Annotated in this window: 15 protein-coding genes and 1 pseudogene; 13 read left to right on the top strand and 3 right to left on the bottom strand. The window is 45.4% G+C overall.

Annotated elements, in window-relative coordinates; genetic code table 11:
- Positions 1 to 428: 428 nt before the first annotated feature.
- The gene (locus FD723_RS39495) at positions 429 to 2,804 is read right to left on the bottom strand and encodes a response regulator (protein ID WP_179070584.1); all 2,376 of its coding nucleotides are present in this window, start codon (positions 2,802 to 2,804) and stop codon (positions 429 to 431) included.
- Positions 2,805 to 3,036: 232 nt separating this feature from the next.
- Between FD723_RS39495 and FD723_RS39490 the strand changes: the two genes are divergently transcribed.
- From FD723_RS39490 to FD723_RS39435, 13 genes are all read left to right on the top strand, one after another.
- Positions 3,037 to 3,708 (top strand): DUF305 domain-containing protein, encoded by a 672-nt coding sequence (locus tag FD723_RS39490; RefSeq protein WP_179070583.1) that lies wholly within the window; start codon positions 3,037 to 3,039, stop codon positions 3,706 to 3,708.
- A gap of 182 nt (positions 3,709 to 3,890) precedes the next feature.
- Positions 3,891 to 4,211: a DUF2933 domain-containing protein gene (locus FD723_RS39485; protein ID WP_179070582.1), complete on the top strand. Its 321-nt coding sequence runs from the start codon at positions 3,891 to 3,893 to the stop codon at positions 4,209 to 4,211.
- On the top strand, positions 4,204 to 4,884 hold the full coding sequence (locus tag FD723_RS39480; protein WP_179070657.1) for an isoprenylcysteine carboxylmethyltransferase family protein: 681 nt from the start codon (positions 4,204 to 4,206) through the stop codon (positions 4,882 to 4,884). The genes FD723_RS39485 and FD723_RS39480 overlap by 8 nt, the downstream gene beginning before the upstream one ends.
- Positions 4,874 to 5,188, top strand: a complete 315-nt coding sequence (locus tag FD723_RS39475; RefSeq protein WP_179070581.1) for a DUF5676 family membrane protein — start codon at positions 4,874 to 4,876, stop codon at positions 5,186 to 5,188. The genes FD723_RS39480 and FD723_RS39475 overlap by 11 nt, the downstream gene beginning before the upstream one ends.
- Positions 5,189 to 5,294: 106 nt before the next feature.
- Positions 5,295 to 5,783, top strand: a complete 489-nt coding sequence (locus FD723_RS39470; protein ID WP_179070580.1) for a DUF1269 domain-containing protein — start codon at positions 5,295 to 5,297, stop codon at positions 5,781 to 5,783.
- A 78-nt stretch (positions 5,784 to 5,861) separates the two neighbouring features.
- Positions 5,862 to 6,257, top strand: coding sequence for a hypothetical protein (locus tag FD723_RS39465; RefSeq protein WP_179070579.1), 396 nt, complete (start codon positions 5,862 to 5,864; stop codon positions 6,255 to 6,257).
- Positions 6,258 to 6,269: 12 nt separating this feature from the next.
- Positions 6,270 to 6,476 carry a heavy-metal-associated domain-containing protein gene (locus FD723_RS39460; RefSeq protein WP_179070578.1) on the top strand — a complete coding sequence of 69 codons (207 nt, stop codon included), beginning with the start codon at positions 6,270 to 6,272 and terminating at the stop codon, positions 6,474 to 6,476.
- 44 nt (positions 6,477 to 6,520) lie between these two features.
- On the top strand, positions 6,521 to 6,868 hold the full coding sequence (locus FD723_RS43750; protein ID WP_256875424.1) for a hypothetical protein: 348 nt from the start codon (positions 6,521 to 6,523) through the stop codon (positions 6,866 to 6,868).
- Positions 6,869 to 6,897: 29 nt separating this feature from the next.
- Positions 6,898 to 7,260, top strand: a complete 363-nt coding sequence (locus tag FD723_RS43745; RefSeq protein ID WP_256875423.1) for a multicopper oxidase domain-containing protein — start codon at positions 6,898 to 6,900, stop codon at positions 7,258 to 7,260.
- Between the two features lie 68 nt (positions 7,261 to 7,328).
- Complete coding sequence (locus FD723_RS39450) at positions 7,329 to 8,873, top strand: NAD(P)/FAD-dependent oxidoreductase (RefSeq protein WP_179070577.1); 1,545 nt, start codon at positions 7,329 to 7,331, stop codon at positions 8,871 to 8,873.
- 113 nt (positions 8,874 to 8,986) lie between these two features.
- The gene (locus tag FD723_RS39445; protein WP_179070576.1) at positions 8,987 to 10,255 is read left to right on the top strand and encodes an FAD-dependent oxidoreductase; all 1,269 of its coding nucleotides are present in this window, start codon (positions 8,987 to 8,989) and stop codon (positions 10,253 to 10,255) included.
- An 11-nt stretch (positions 10,256 to 10,266) separates the two neighbouring features.
- Entirely contained in the window at positions 10,267 to 12,714 is a 2,448-nt protein-coding gene (locus tag FD723_RS39440; RefSeq protein ID WP_179070575.1) for a phosphoketolase family protein, read from the top strand.
- Between the two features lie 155 nt (positions 12,715 to 12,869).
- Entirely contained in the window at positions 12,870 to 13,007 is a 138-nt protein-coding gene (locus FD723_RS39435) for a hypothetical protein (protein ID WP_179070574.1), read from the top strand.
- Positions 13,008 to 13,134: 127 nt separating this feature from the next.
- Here FD723_RS39435 and FD723_RS39430 read toward each other — a convergent pair whose 3' ends face one another.
- Positions 13,135 to 14,358, bottom strand: coding sequence for an MFS transporter (locus FD723_RS39430; RefSeq protein WP_179070573.1), 1,224 nt, complete (start codon positions 14,356 to 14,358; stop codon positions 13,135 to 13,137).
- A 182-nt stretch (positions 14,359 to 14,540) separates the two neighbouring features.
- Positions 14,541 to 14,816 (bottom strand): annotated as a pseudogene (locus FD723_RS39425) (HAD-IA family hydrolase); the annotation flags it as partial.
- Between the last annotated feature and the right edge of the window lie 459 nt (positions 14,817 to 15,275).

Raw genomic sequence — 15,275 nt, 5'->3', positions numbered from 1 at the left:
GGACTTCCAATTAAAAAAATAATCAATCGCTGTGTAGGCAGGGGAGCAGGGGGAAAAGAAGAATATCATCTGAATAAATTGGGTCATTTATTCTCTGGAAGTCCCTAAACCACTTGTGTTTCGACTTTTCAAGTGTGCCATTCGGCAGGGAGACAAAGCCTGTTAATTAATCGCACAGAAATATTTATACATTAGATTTTAGACTGGATAAGGGTTTCAGGTCGAAATTTGTGTAATTAATTTTGTCTTACTACTTGCATTGGTTTACGCAAAAATCTTTTGCTTACTGAGCCTTTGCCAAAGTATTGATCTTCGACGCATAGCTATTGTCCACAATCTCCATGTTCTTGCTCATATTTCGCAAACTTTTACTACAAAAATTACCAAGTTTAGACATCACTGTTTGTCTGATTTGTCAATACTTTCTACTAGACTGACACTCTAGAGCCTTCCGCAGAAAAAATACAGGCACACCCAGCAACTTTAGACTGATGCAAGGCTTCGGATGCAGCTTGATAAAGAGAATGCAAATCCGTTCCATCATCTGGATATTGAGCAATTCCAGCGCTAAATGTGATCCGAAATTGAGTCTGATCAGGAGCAACAAATTGTCTGTGGTGGAGCGTTGCTAATAATTGAGTGAGTCTTTGAATGCCATCTGCCTTAATCATGCTAGATAAGGCAACCACAAATTCATCGCTTTCCCAGCGAGCAATGACTGCATTTTGCCTAAAAGTCTGCCGGAGGAACTGTCCCCACTGACGCATCACCATATCGCCAGTATTGTACCCATGACGATCGTTGATCTCCTTGAAATTGTCTAAGTCCAGAACTGCTAGACAGAGCGGCTGATTCTGTTGATTTGCAAGTTGAAGATATTTGTTTAAGTCTTGAGTTGACTTACGGCGATTAGAGAGTTTGGTCAAATGATCAGTCTCAGCAGCATTTTGAAGGAGTTTGATCCGCTCCAGTCGATTGATGATGCGACTGACCAATTCTGGATTCACGATCGGCTTGCTCACAAAGTCATCTGCACCCACTGAAAACACTTGATTAATGATTGTGGCATCAGTATGCGCTATCAAAAAAATGATCGGCAAGTGACCCCAGTGCGAGTCGTTGCGGATAATCTGGCAAAGCTCAACACCGCTCAAATCAGGCATTTTCATATCTAGAATCAGCAAATCGGGTGAGCAGGATTCTAGCGTTTCCCAAAATCGTTGAGGATCATTCAGCGTTGTTACGCTCAATCCCCAGGGTTCTAGAAACCCCTTTAGAGTTGCGAGAATCTGGGGATCGTCATCGATGACCATCACCCGTTGCTTTGCTGCCTCTGCTCGTTGCGCCGCTTGAGCGACCGCTTTCAGCACATGAGCCGGGGGCAAGGGTTTGTGTAAAAAACCATGTCCGCCGAGTTGGGCAACTTCTAGGCGATCGGTTAATTGATCGTGACTGGTTAAAACGAGAACCGGCACAGCAGGAGTTTGATGACTGAGCTTTGCCAGCAGTCTTAAACTATCTGTTGTGGGATGAGTAATGTCGGGATCAAGTAGCACAACTGTAGGCGCATCCTGCTCAATTTTTGTTTCGGCTTCGGAAAGAGTCGTTGCGATCGCGCTCCGAAATCCCCAGTTCACAGCTTCATTCACCAACTGTTCCGCCAGTTGGCGATCGGCATCAATGATCAATAACAGAGGACGCTCATTCGCAAACACAGACTCTTCCTGCTCGCTCCGTTCTGTAGTTAAGTTATTCGATGCGCGATCGATTTCTTGACGCAGGGCAGTCACCAGTTCGCAAAGGCAGAGGGTTTGCTCCGATTTCAAGGATTCGTTGACGCGTAGCAGTTGTTCAATTTTTTCAGCGATTCGAGAGCCTTCGGACAATCCAAAGGTCGCAAGTGAGTCTGATAGGGTGTGAGCTTCCTGAGATGCCTGTTGTTGAATATCTGGACTCAGCATCTGTTGCATCAAAACGGCACTCGCTTGCTCTAGAATTCTGATCTGTTCATCTACTCTAGTTTTAAAGCGATCCCAAACTTTGGATAAGGCACTGAGGGTTTGTTGTTGAATCGGTTGAGTCCCCTGAGAAGACGTGAATTGATCCGTGCTGATTGAATCGGCGATCGCTTCCAACGGTTTAAGCCGATAACCCAGCCCATAAACCGTTTCAATCAAATCTGTGGGAGCGCCGACCCTCCTAAATTTCTGCCGTAGCCCTTTAATATGAGTTCTCACAGCATCTTCGCCAGGAGTCTCCTCATAGGCCCAGAGTTGATCCAAAATCACGCTGTAGGTAAAGACTCGACGACCATTCCGCAAAAAAAACTCTAGTATCGAAAACTCCTTGGGACTCAAGTATAGAGGTTGCCCTGCATAAGTGACTTCACGAGTTGCCGGATCAAACCGCAAACTACCCCACTCCAGCACAGATTGAAAAGCTGTTCCTCTGCGACGCAGCAAGGCTCGAATTCCAGCAATCAATACCTCATGATCGAACGGTTTCACCATGTAGGCATCAGCACCTGCATCTAGCCCGATTGCTTGGTCGTGGCTACTGCTTCGCCCAGTAACCAGTAGAATTGGCATTTGATAGCTGTGCGTTCTGATTCTACGACAGAGACTTATTCCGTCTAAATGAGGAAGCGTAATATCTATCAGTAATAAATCATAGTCATAAACGACAATCAGTTCCCAAGCAACCTCTCCATCTTTAGCGACTTCAACCGTGTAATTTTGGTTGCAGAGAATACAAGCAAGCATATCGGCATTTGCCTCATCATCTTCTACCACCAAAATTTTCATAGGGCTAACTCCTTTACAGGTTGAGCGCGGTAATCAGGGAGTCCGCATACTTCTATCTAAAAATAACGATAATTGGAGATGATGAAATCAAGATGAAATGAAGTGCTAATCGCCTAAAATCTAGAAAAATCTTTCTAAAGACATAAACCTTGAATCGCTCATAGGTTTCTCATAATCTGAGCGTAGCTTGAAAGATAGAGGAACTTGGTCATCCCCTAACCAAGCTGAATTTATGAATAAGAAGTTTTTAGTTTACAGCTTAGTCGGGCTACTCAGTAGTGGTGCTGCTGCCGGATTCGTCCTTGTCAACAGCAAACAGGCTCAGTCATTACCTGCATCAGGAAATCCTCAACAACCCAGATCAATCCAAGTCGATCAACATTTTATCGAAATGATGATCCCTCATCACCAAGATGCGATCGCAATGGCTGACCTGGCTTTGAGTCGCGCCAAACGCCCAGAAGTAAAAAAAATAGCTGAAGCAATTAAAAAAGAGCAAACTCTTGAAATTGAAGAGATGCGTACCTGGTACAAAAAGTGGTACGGCAAAGAAGTCCCTGCACATTCAATGACTGACATGGGCATGATGGGAAACCACCATAAACAAGGGCAGGGCACAGGCTCAGGCATGATGGGTCAAGGGCAAGGCATGATGGGTCAAGGGCAGGGCATGATGGGTCAAGGGCAGGGCATGATGAGCATGAAGACGGACATTGATGCGCTTAAGAAAGCCCCGGACTTTGACAAGGAATTTATACGGCAAATGATTCCTCATCATCAAATGGCGGTGAAGATGGCTCAGATGGCATCTGGGCGTGCTGTTCATCTAGAGATCCGCACTTTGGCTCAGTCAATCATCAAATCTCAAAATGCTGAAATCGCACAGATGCAAGGATGGCAGTAAGCCTGGAATCGATGATTGAGCTTGTTTAGCAGGGTAAGCGATCGTCAATCTGGGTAATACGGCTTAACAATTGTCGTAGGTCAGATATCTTCTAAAACTGGAGTCTGGTAATCGCGGATTTGGCGATCGCGTAGCCTCTCTAAAAGAGAATCGCAAGTCGTTCTATTCAGAATGAGGTCTTTATGCATCAACATGGTTCATCGAATCAGCCCCAGCCCGATCATCAGCAAACTCGTCTTAGTTTGCCAATTAAGCTTGTGCTGTATGTGTCAATCGGGATTATTGCATACTTCCTAATTACAGAACATCGGGCACATTTGGCGGGCTTCTTACCGTACTCTTTACTGTTCCTCTGTATATTCATGCATCTATTTATGCACGGAGGACATGGCGGACATGGGGGACATGGAGGTGGTGACGGCAGCAATAGCCGAGAAGGCGGTAATTCTGACTCTGCAAATCAATCTATTTCAAGGAGATCGAACCATGAAGGACATGAGTAACGTTCCTGCTTATGGGCTGTGGTGGTTAGTGATTATTAATTCTCTGATATTTATCATCTTTGCCTTTAGTTTCACCAAGCCGCGTAACCCTAGAGATTGGCGATCGTTCGGGGCATTCTCGGCGTTCATTGTGGCATTGTTCGCAGAAATGTATGGGTTTCCCTTAACGCTTTACTTATTCTCCGGCTGGCTGCAAACCCGCTATCCAGGACTGAACATTTTTTCCCATGATTCTGGGCATCTTTGGTGGACTCTGCTGGGGTGGAAGGGTGATCCTCATTTGAATCCGATTCACCTTTTGAGTAGCGTGTTGATTTTTGGTGGACTAATTTATTTAGGCAGTGCTTGGGAAGTTCTCTACAAAGCTCAACGAAGTCATACATTGGCGGTTTCAGGGCCATATTCAACCATTCGCCATCCGCAGTATGTCGGCTTCATTGTCATCATGTTGGGCTTTTTGCTGCAATGGCCCACTCTCTTGACATTGCTCATGTTCCCTATTTTGGTCACGATGTACATCCGATTAGCACACCAAGAAGAACGGGATGCCTTAGCAGAATTTGGTGACGAGTATGTTCGTTATGCCGCAGTAACTCCTGCATTTTTACCGTGGGGTCGTCGCAACACCCAAAGAAAACTATCTCATGCACAGGAGTCTCATCATGACCCATAGTATTCAGCATAGTGTAGGAAATCGTGTATGTAGTTATACAGTACCGATATTAAGTGTGCGATCGCTATTTCTTGCCACAGCGATTACTACAGGCATTGCTTATTTAGTTTGTGTTCTGTTCCTAATAGTGGCACCTCAAGCAACAATGGGATTCTTTAGCTATGTTCTTCACGCTAATCTGTCTGGGATTATCCGAAGCGTTACCTGGGGAAGCTTTATCGTCGGTCTTCTCGTTTGGTCTATGGGTATAGGTTTGTATGTAGCTTTGGTTGCTCGCCTTTACAACAAGCTTTCGGTGAGATAGAAAACAACAGTCTTCTTGCCGTTTTTTTAGAACCAGAAACTGTGATTATTTTTATGAAAGTTTTTCCTCTTCAAAGCTAAGTATTCATTTTAATAGGTAGGAAAATATGAGTGATCTAATTGTGATTGGCTTTCCAGATGAATTTAAGGCAGATGAAGTATTGCTTGATCTCAGAAAACTGGAGCGGGAATATTTGATCGATCTAGAAGATGCCGCGATCGTGGTCAGAAATAGACACGGCAAAGTCAAGGTTAAGCAGACTCAAGAACTTGTCGCTTCTGGTGCATTAAGTGGCGGCTTCTGGGGACTGTTAATCGGCTTGATCTTCCTTCATCCCATGCTAGCAATTTTTGGTGCAGCAGTGGGTGCCCTTTCCGGTGCATTAACGGATATCGGCATTGATGACAACTTCATTCAAGAACTAGGCAACACGATCGAACCTGGAACCTCTGCCATTTTTATCTTGGTGAGAAAGTCTACACCTGACAAGGTTTTGGAAGACTTGAGCAAATTTGAGGGAAAAGTCCTACGAACTTCATTATCCCACGAAGATGAGGCAAAACTTCAGGCAGCTCTTACGAAAACAGAAGCATGATAAGTCCTAGCTCCAAAAAATCTCGAAGTTAGCACTTATCACTCCCAAAGGTGATTCTATGTTCAGGAAGGAACACAAATGGAAGCACAATCCATAGCAACTCAGCCATCTAATTCACTTCCTCCAAGCCAGCGAGGGATTGAAACTCTCCCTGCACTAAATGCAGCTTTCCTGATTATCATTAGCCTTGTAATACTCTCAGGGATCGCTGCTGCAATTTATGCTTGCATTCCCAAGGGTCGGCGGCATTCATTCAACTTCAAACCGCATCATAAGGTTCCGTGTCACCGCTGTCAATATTTTAGCGGTAATCCCTATCTTAAGTGCGCTCTCCATCCAGTAACCGTACTGACCGAACAAGCAGTTGACTGTACAGATTACTGCCCGAACACTGAAGCGGAACTGGTTGAAAAGTGGAGAAAAGCATTGCTGATTGTCCAAAACGTTTTTCCTAACTCAACCACACAAAAATAAGGATTTGACATTATGAAACTCCAACTAAAAGTTCCTGGAATGACCTGTGGTGGTTGTGTAAACACCATCACTCAAGCGATTAGAACAGTTGATGCTAAAGCGATCGTTCAGGGCGATCCAAAAACCAAGATTGTATCAGTGGAAACTCAGGCCTCAGAAGCTGCCATCAAGGATGTAATTACGGCAGCTGGCTACCAAGTGGCGGGAGCAAAGTTCTGAACCGACAAGACAACCTCACTAATGTATTCATAAATGAGAGCGATATGCCTATTAAAACCACTCACCAATATCCCCTAGCCCGCCGAGATTTTCTTAGAGTGACTCGACTTGCAGCCGGATTTGTTATGGGAAGTGGAATTCAGAGCCTACTATCCAGTTGTTTGCCTCAATCTTCCACCACCGAAATGGCTAAGGGGAACACCGTAGCCCGTGGCCCGAATGCGAAATTCATTCCCGATATTGAAATCAACCTGAAGGCTGCACCGACAACGGTTCCAATCTTACCGGGACAAACAACCCAAGTTTGGTCTTACGCAGCAAAACTTGTCAAAGGCGACCCAAACAGCTTACAAAACAGCCACGTCCTATTGAGCTTTCTCTCAAAGGTATGAAATGGGTTCTCAATGGGCATCTCTTTGAAATGAATACCGCAACGCCACAGGAAACCGTAAAGCTAAATTCTATTGAACAGTGGGAGATTATCAATAAACTCAACCCTGGAGCCGTGATGGATGCGAAGGGCATGGCGCACCCTATCCATCTACACGGCGTGCAGTTTCAAGTCATTAGTCGGGAAGTGCTGCCAGAACTTGCCGCAGGATGGCAAACTGTCAAGGATGGCTACGTAGACGAGGGCTTGAAGGATACTGTAATGGTAATGCCGGGTGAGCGAGTGAAGCTGCTCATGAAATTTGAGAAATATAGCGGCTTATTTACATACCACTGCCATACCTTGGAGCATGAAGACGCTGGCATGATGAGGAATTATCGAGTCAAGGAATAACTGAGGCATCTATCAGACTAGTTAAAAGAGACTAATCTCTGTTATTAAAATTTATTTAAAGGAAAAAAATGAGTGACCTACCGGATTACCTGATTGTCGGCAGTGGTTTATCAGCATTGGTCTTTGGTGCTTTAATGGCCAACTCTGGTAAGACTGTGCAAATCCTCGAAGCCCATGAGCATCCGGGGGGCTTTGGTCATACGTTTACGATGGCTAAAAAATATACGTTTAATGCCCAATTTCACTATGTCTGGGACTGCGGTGAAGGACAAACCGTCAATCGGGTACTCAAAAAACTGGGCTTGGATGGGGAAGTGACCTTTGAGCGGTATGACCCAAATGGCTTTGATCACATGCGAATGCCTGAACATACGTTGGATATTCCCTCGGAGCCAGAGGAACTGATCCAGCGATTGTCTAATCTGTTTCCTGCTCATAGCGATCGCATTCGCCAATTCGTCAACGAAGTGGAAAAGACTGGTGCAGGCTTGAAAAAACTCGCTCCGCCGATCAAACCAATTGAACTACTCAGCCATGCAAGTGAAATATTCTGTACTGTCCAGCATCTCAACAGCACACTTCAGGATGTATTTGACAAGTTTCAGCTACCCCAAGCTGCCCAGACCCTATTAGCCCTGCAATGGCTTGATTTTTTACTGCCCCCAAATCAACTCTCGTTTTATGCCTGGGTCGCATTGTTCCGAGGCTATCAAGCAGGCGCATTTTACCCAACCCAGCATTTTGAGCATGTGATTAATTCATTGGTCAGTGTCATCGAATCGCATGGAGGACAGGTGTTACTCAACCATGAAGTCACGAATTTTAGAGTCACAGACAGAACGGTTACGGGAGTTCAGGCGATGGATCTCACCACCCATCAAACCCATGAATTTACGGGTGATACTGTGATTTGCAATATTGACCCCAAAAAAGCCGCCAAAATGATTGGTGAGGAAAAGTTCTCCAAAACTGTACGCCGAAAACTCAACTATGAATATTCGGCATCTAACTACATGGCTTATTGTGTCGTCAAAGATATCGACCTCCGAGACTATGGATTTGGCAAGTGGAATCTCTCGCATACTGGGCATCACGATCTAAATGAAGCCTTCGCGCAGATGTATGAGCGCAATGACTTTTCTAATCCTAGTTTTGCCATCACAACGCCCACTTTACTTACAGAAGCGGGTCGGGACTGCCCAGAGGACTGTCAAATTGTCGAATTCCTCACCGTTGCCAATTACGACTATTTCAAGCAATTACGGGAGAGCGATCGCAAAGCTTACAACCAGAAAAAACAAGAAATTTTAGATTCCATCCTCGATGTTGTGGAAAAAAACTATGTACCGAACTTTAGAAAACACATGGTTTTCCACATCACAGGTAGTCCTACTACCAATGAGCGTTTTTGCTGGTGTCCCAATGGAAATTCCTACGGCTCCAGTCTAACCCCACGCAATATGGGTCTAGGGCGACTGAATCACGAAACCTCCCTTAACCATTTTTATTTCTGCAATGCCTCATCGGGCTATCCGGGCTTTGCTCCCACATTTTGGACGGGGGCATTGCTCTACCAACGATTATCGGGCGACGTGATTTTAGGCAACGGCTAAACAGGCGATGTCTACGATGGTCACTGACTTGTGCCGAGCGCAGCCGAGGTAGCTTGCTGAAGTGCGGGCTACGCCTACGCACATTATCCATTTCATAAACTTAGAGGTCAACTATGAGAATCGCTGTTATTGGTGGCGGAGCTAGCGGCATGGCTACAGCTTACCTGCTTGATAAAGAAGGACATCATGTCACCGTGTTTGAGCGGCAACCCATGTTAGGAGGGCACATTCGGACACTCAACAAGAACGTGAAACCGAACCAAGCCGATTGCGATGAAATTTTGGAAAGCGGGGTGCTCGAATTTCCAACTGTTTTTTACAACTTCATCTCGCTGATGCAAGAGCTAGGGGTAGAACTAGAACCCGTGGATATTGGTTCAGCAATGTTTCTCAAAGATGGCAGCCACTTTCTATCAGCAGTCACCATCGAGAAAAACTTCGCAGGTATCCACGGGCTGATCGAACAGTTACGCCTTGATACCATCTATGTCCGTTCCGCTGGATTATGGCTGAGAACGCGATTTGCTAACTTGCAAAATTTGTCCAATCGTCCGCTGTCGGAATATTTGAAAGGCTCCGGTAGCCGCGATACCTGGCTGAAGTTGGTGGTTATGTATAGCTATTCAATGCCGTTTGAACTGATTGATGATTTTCCAGCAGAGTTGGCAATCCCTACTTTACGTGACTATCTCGCGGTCAACTGGGTCAGAGTTAAAGGCGGTGTGTATTCTTACATTGAAAAAATCCTGGCGCGATTTAAGGGTGAAATTGTGCTGAATGTAGAGATTGACCGTATTTCCAGAAGCTCGGATGTTGTCAAAATTGTGCGCTCGACGGGTGAAATTCAGGAGTTTGATAAAGTCGTGTTTGCTACACCCCCTGATCAAGTAATGGCGCTGTTAGCAGACCCAACCGATGCTGAAACCAAACGGTTTTCTGCCTGGAAAGCCAACCATGTAACAACCTTAGTTCATAGAGATATTTCCATGTACGCCCGCCAAGGCATTACACAACCCTCAGAATTTGATTACTTCCAAAAGCCAGATAGTCGCTGGGGCTATAACGGCTGCCTAAATCAGCTTTGCGGTATCTCGTCGCCACAGCATAATTTTTTATCATTCCAACTAGAGGAGTTGATTGCATCCGATCGCATCATTCACATTCAGAAACACCATACCCCGATGTATACCACTGAATCCTTTCGATACCGGGATGAAGTAGTTGCTACCAATGGAGAGAACAACACCTACCATGCCGGAGCCTACCTTGGGGATGGTTTACATGAAGGAGCAATCGGCTCTGCCTTTCGAGTCGCTCAACTGATTGGGTCAAGCCTTGACTCTAGCTCCTTGACCCAAAACAAGGAACTAAATTTTTATTGAAGTGAGTAACTATGCGTTTCTCAATTCTGCCGACTCCTGCCAATTCTGAAATTTCGATCCAACAAGTCCGGGCGGCTCATCAGGCGGAGCTAGACGCGATCGCGCGTTATTGTCGCCTAACGAATTACCTTGCAGCGGCTCAAATCTACCTGAAAGACAATTTTCTACTCAAGCAACCCTTAAAGTCGGAGCATATCAAAGACTGTCTGCTAGGACACTGGGGCACTTGCCCTGGCATTAACTTGATCTATGTTCACCTCAATTGCCTGATTCAGCACCATGACATCAGCCTTTTCCTCGTCGCAGAGGCAGGATACGGAACACCTGCAATGTTGGCAAACCTTTACCTAGAAAGGTCTATCCAGGCGTGTTATCCCGAACTGACTCTAGATGCTAATGGACTGGCAACCTTAATTCGCGGCTTTTCCTGTCCCTGTGGTTTTCTGAATCACGATTATGCAGGTGAAGAACTCGGTTATGCTCTCGCTGTTGCTTTTGGGGCAGTCATGGATAATCCTGACTTGATTGTGGCTTGCGTTATTAGCGATCAAGAAGCAGAAACAGGAGCGACAGCTAATGCCTGGGATAGCTACAAGTTGATCGATCCAGCAAAATCTGGCGCAGTGCTGCCGATCTTGCACCTCAATGGCGATAAGACTTCAACTCCCGCTATCTACGCTGCGATGAGTGATATTGAACTTCAGCAACGATTTACAGGCTACGGCTATCAAGTCCGAATTGTTGGCAGTCAGAAAAATCAGTTTGACAAAGATTCGGCGACTCAAAATGCGCTCGATCTAAATGCTGATCTTTATAGCTCACTCGATTGGGCATATCGAGAGATTTGCAGAATTCAGCAAGCGGCACGTTTAGGGCAAGCGATTACTCAACCCAAGTTTCCTTTATTGATTGTGCGATCGCCCAAAGACTGGACAGGCATCCAGGAAATTGATGGAGCGTCGATAGAGAAGTCTCATCGCTCTCACCCAATTCCTGCCAAAGATGTAAAGACCAATCCGCAACAGTTGCAGCTTCTAGAAGACTGGTTACGCTCTTATAAAATTGAAGAATTGTTTGACCAACAGGGTTGCCCGATTCGAGAGATTCTAAATCTTTGCCCCCAAGATAAGCAACGCATGGGCTGTCTTGCTCACATATCTGGCGAAGGTGTCTACAAGCCCCTAAATTTACCGAATATCTTTGACTTTGAAATTCCAATTCAAACAAAGTCCTGTTCACATGAAGAAGATCAATTCAGCAGTACAGAACAGATTGGAAAGTACATCAAAACAGTCATTGAGCAAAATCCACAAACGTTCCGTATTTTCTGCCTTGATCAGCTAGAGTCGAGCAATTTATCAGGCGTACTAGAAGTCAACCATCGCAATGATCATGGTTCGATTCAGTCTGATGATTTGCAGGTCAGTTTGAGAAAAGAACGGATGCTGGAGTTTTTCAGCCAGCACACTTGTCAAGGATGGCTTCAGGGCTATGTGCTTACAGGTCGGTACGGACTTTTTCTATCGTATGAAGCGTCTTTAAACAGCATTATCAGCATGATGAACCAGCACGCCAGGTTCTTGAAACTGTCCAAAACATTCCCGTGGCATTCGCGAAGCGTGGGCTTTGCCCAATCATCCGTCGCCTCTCTGAATTATTTAGCAGTTTCAACCCCGTGGCAGCAGGAATCCAGTGACTTTTCTCAGCAAAGCTCTAGTTTTATCAATGCTGTGCTGACGCAAAAAGCGGAAATCGTGCGAGTTTATCTACCGCCAGATGCCAACTGTTTGCTCACGACGATCGCGCACTGCTTAAACACGACCGATCAGATTAATCTCATCCTTACCAGTGCTGATCCGATGCCGCAATGGTTAACGATGGCTGAAGCGATCACGCACTGTCGGGCAGGTGCTTCAATTTGGCACTGGGCAAGCACCGATGAAGGCATCGATCCTGATGTAGTGCTAGTTGGAATTGGCGATCGTTCCACAGTTGAAGTCATGGCAGCCGCTCACATCTTGCGGGACGAAATGCCAGCACTGCGGGTGCGGGTGGTAAATGTCACCGACTTGCGAGTGTTGGAAGAAGACGCGGAAAATTCTCAGCATTTAGACAAAGAAATGTTTGAAGCATTGTTCACGCGCGATCGCCCACTCATTATCAACTTTCATGGCACTCTCACAGTTTTGGAACAGCTATTTTTTGGTCGTCCAAATCCTGACCGCTTTCAACTCAATGGCGATCGAGGCGAAGTCATCCCCTCGTTTGCTCAAAATCTGCGTCATGGCACTTCACGCTTTCATTTAATCATCCAGGCGATTCGATTGGCAGCCCCGCACAATCCCGTCGTTGCGGCACGAGCGAGTGAACGAGTGCATTACTACAGGCATATTTTAGCAGAGCGATATCGTTCGAGCCAGAAACTGGGGGGCGATCGGGCATCACCTAGCTTGTCGTAATGCTGCACCCGTGATGAGTTGGAAAAAGATTTAATTCGTTACTGTTCCAATCGCTCTTGAAATTTCACTTGTAAACTTCTACTTCTTACGTAACATGACAGTTACTACTGCGATCGCGCCCAAAACCCTTACAACAGAAGAACTGCAAAAGATTCATGCTTACGGTGATCCGCACCCCTGATCTGATCAATGTTGAACTAACGCTGATGCCCCTCATTGACCCCTCTGGGCAAATTGCTGATGTGTCAACTTTAGGCGATCGCATTGAGGTCTTAGTCAAAGATGGCAGATAGTTTTGCTCTGCATCAGCATTTGCTAACCCACAAACCGTATATGGTCGTTAAGCTGTTACGTATACAACTTGCATTATCAGGGCGCTCATGTTGCCCACCAATGATATTGAAAAAATATTAGTGCAAATTAAAGACGCAACAGCTTACGAGCAGTTTTGAGCCTCCAACCCAGCAGTAAGCCAGTTCCAACCAGTAAAATGCCAGCAAAACCATAAGGGACGTTTACCTGCCATGCAAACAGAACTCCCCCTAACATTGCTCCCCCAACTTGTCCGAGGCTATTGGCAGCATTTTGAATTCCTAACACTGTTCCCGTATGTTGACTGCCCCGTTTTGAGATCAAAGCAATTAAGTTTGGGGTGATCAATGCCATACCAAATGCCAATATACCGACCACTCCCAGCACAATGGGAAGTGAGCGCGCCATTAGCAGCAGAAAGATGCCGCTTCCCATGAGTGCAAATCCCAAAGCAACTTGGGCGATCGCACTCATATATCGAGTCAAAAAGCCCACGGCCATGATTTGAAAGACTGCCATCACTGAGCCACAAATCATGTATGCAAAGCCTGTTTGGATGGGACCGTATCCCAATTTTTCTTGAGCATATAGTGCAAAAACGGCTTCAAAGAGCGTGAGTCCAAACTGGGCGATCGTGGTTAAACCCAACAGCAGTAATAGTGGTTTACCAAGCTTTTTCCAATCTAGTCCTGGCTGATGAGCGAGTACAGTTGCTGATTTCGATGACAACGATTCTGGCAACCAACGGAAAGCGACTATCAGCGTTAAGAACATCAAAACCGCAGCTAGAAAAAAGGGAGGAGCATAGTTTTCAATTTTGAGATCGAAAAGACCAAAGGTAAAATGTAAGTCTTCACGAGTTGTCAAACCACCGAAAGCTGGACCTGCAATTGCTCCAAGACTCACTGCTGTACCAAGCCAAGCCATTCCCTTGGCGCGATCGCGCTCAGAAGTTAAATCAGAAACATAAGCCGTAGCCGCAGGCAGCATCGCCGAAGATAGAACCCCACCGAATGCCCGAACAACATACAGCATTGTCATTGAAGAGGCAAATCCAAATAGGAGTTGAGCGATCGCGGAACCAGCAATTCCGATCAAGATTAAGGGTCGTCTGCCAATTCGATCTGACAATTGCCCCCAAAACGGTGCTGTAATAAACTGAGCTAAGGCGTAAATACTGGTTAATAAGGTAATGTGGATGGCGATCGTTTCACGCGGAATACCTGCTGCATGGAGATGTTTGGCGTAGAAAGGAAGTACAGGCAGGCTTACTCCGAAGCCAATCATGACCACAAATAAGCAAACAAGAAGTAAGAATAGCCTTTTAATCATCTTTTACTCATCTTTTGCTGATAAAAAGTGCCTGTTCTGATGTACTTAATCATTAGACATCTCCAGAAATTAATTATGCGTTACCTGAAATTCTTGTAGAGATGCGAAATTTCGCGTCTCTTTCGGAGATGTCTATTAGTCATAGGAGGTGATTGAGTCATGTCTGGAGACCTCAATCACACTTATCTTCCGACTTTGTTGGAACTACTTGTTTTCAAGTATCTGCCTAATTGGGTTTGTAGATCGCTCAGGTGAACGCCAGTCAGATTTGGTAGCACAATGTTGGCAGATCCAATGCGCTCTACAGGTCCGAGTCCAATCGACCACATACCTGCGGCGATCGCTGCTTCAATTCCGGCGGAGGCATCTTCAACCACAACACAGTGGGCAGGGTCGAGTCCTAACCGAGTCGCGGCGTACAGAAATAGGTTGGGGGCTGGCTTGGGGTATTCGACGCTAGAATTTTGATGCTTCTCTCAGACACAAACCCTTACTCCTCCACTGTTATCGTGCTGCGATCGCTATCATTCAAACTCTAGAAATAAATTCTGAGAAAGTTATGAGGGTTGCATAAAGCATCAGGAGGGCATCCATCCAAACGCATGAGAAATATTAGAAATATTGTCAGTCACACAGAGCTAGACCATAGCGGCTTAGTGGAAGATGATGACTGGCTAGATGATGATACTGAAACTGACTAGAAATCATCATCAAAGTCTTCACCAGACCAAAAAGGTGATTCTAAACCCGCATATCTGTAACTTCATCTTTTTGTTGAGTAGCCTTCTCTTAGGTTGCCCTAGTCATCGCTTTCATCTGGTAATTTTTGTGATTTTTATAAGTTTGTTGGAGGACATTTTAGCTGAATAAATTCTCTATGTTTTTGTATATATTTTTATATTTTATGATACTTTAGG

Source organism: Nostoc sp. C052 (assembly GCF_013393905.1).
Taxonomy (GTDB): Bacteria; Cyanobacteriota; Cyanobacteriia; order Cyanobacteriales; family Nostocaceae; genus Nostoc.
This window is presented reverse-complemented; position numbering and strand designations above follow the sequence as displayed.

Excerpts from the sequence above, each read along its gene's own strand:
- FD723_RS39480 (WP_179070657.1), top strand. The coding sequence starts at position 4,204 with ATGAGTAACGTTCCTGCTTATGGGCTGTGGTGGTTAGTGATTATTAAT.
- FD723_RS39430 (WP_179070573.1), bottom strand. The coding sequence starts at position 14,358 with ATGATTAAAAGGCTATTCTTACTTCTTGTTTGCTTATTTGTGGTCATG.
- FD723_RS39495 (WP_179070584.1), bottom strand. The coding sequence starts at position 2,804 with ATGAAAATTTTGGTGGTAGAAGATGATGAGGCAAATGCCGATATGCTT.
- FD723_RS39470 (WP_179070580.1), top strand. The coding sequence starts at position 5,295 with ATGAGTGATCTAATTGTGATTGGCTTTCCAGATGAATTTAAGGCAGAT.
- FD723_RS39445 (WP_179070576.1), top strand. The coding sequence starts at position 8,987 with ATGAGAATCGCTGTTATTGGTGGCGGAGCTAGCGGCATGGCTACAGCT.
- FD723_RS39435 (WP_179070574.1), top strand. The coding sequence starts at position 12,870 with ATGCTTACGGTGATCCGCACCCCTGATCTGATCAATGTTGAACTAACG.
- FD723_RS39490 (WP_179070583.1), top strand. The coding sequence starts at position 3,037 with ATGAATAAGAAGTTTTTAGTTTACAGCTTAGTCGGGCTACTCAGTAGT.
- FD723_RS39475 (WP_179070581.1), top strand. The coding sequence starts at position 4,874 with ATGACCCATAGTATTCAGCATAGTGTAGGAAATCGTGTATGTAGTTAT.
- FD723_RS39440 (WP_179070575.1), top strand. The coding sequence starts at position 10,267 with ATGCGTTTCTCAATTCTGCCGACTCCTGCCAATTCTGAAATTTCGATC.
- FD723_RS43750 (WP_256875424.1), top strand. The coding sequence starts at position 6,521 with ATGCCTATTAAAACCACTCACCAATATCCCCTAGCCCGCCGAGATTTT.
- FD723_RS39450 (WP_179070577.1), top strand. The coding sequence starts at position 7,329 with ATGAGTGACCTACCGGATTACCTGATTGTCGGCAGTGGTTTATCAGCA.
- FD723_RS39465 (WP_179070579.1), top strand. The coding sequence starts at position 5,862 with ATGGAAGCACAATCCATAGCAACTCAGCCATCTAATTCACTTCCTCCA.
- FD723_RS39485 (WP_179070582.1), top strand. The coding sequence starts at position 3,891 with ATGCATCAACATGGTTCATCGAATCAGCCCCAGCCCGATCATCAGCAA.
- FD723_RS43745 (WP_256875423.1), top strand. The coding sequence starts at position 6,898 with ATGAATACCGCAACGCCACAGGAAACCGTAAAGCTAAATTCTATTGAA.
- FD723_RS39460 (WP_179070578.1), top strand. The coding sequence starts at position 6,270 with ATGAAACTCCAACTAAAAGTTCCTGGAATGACCTGTGGTGGTTGTGTA.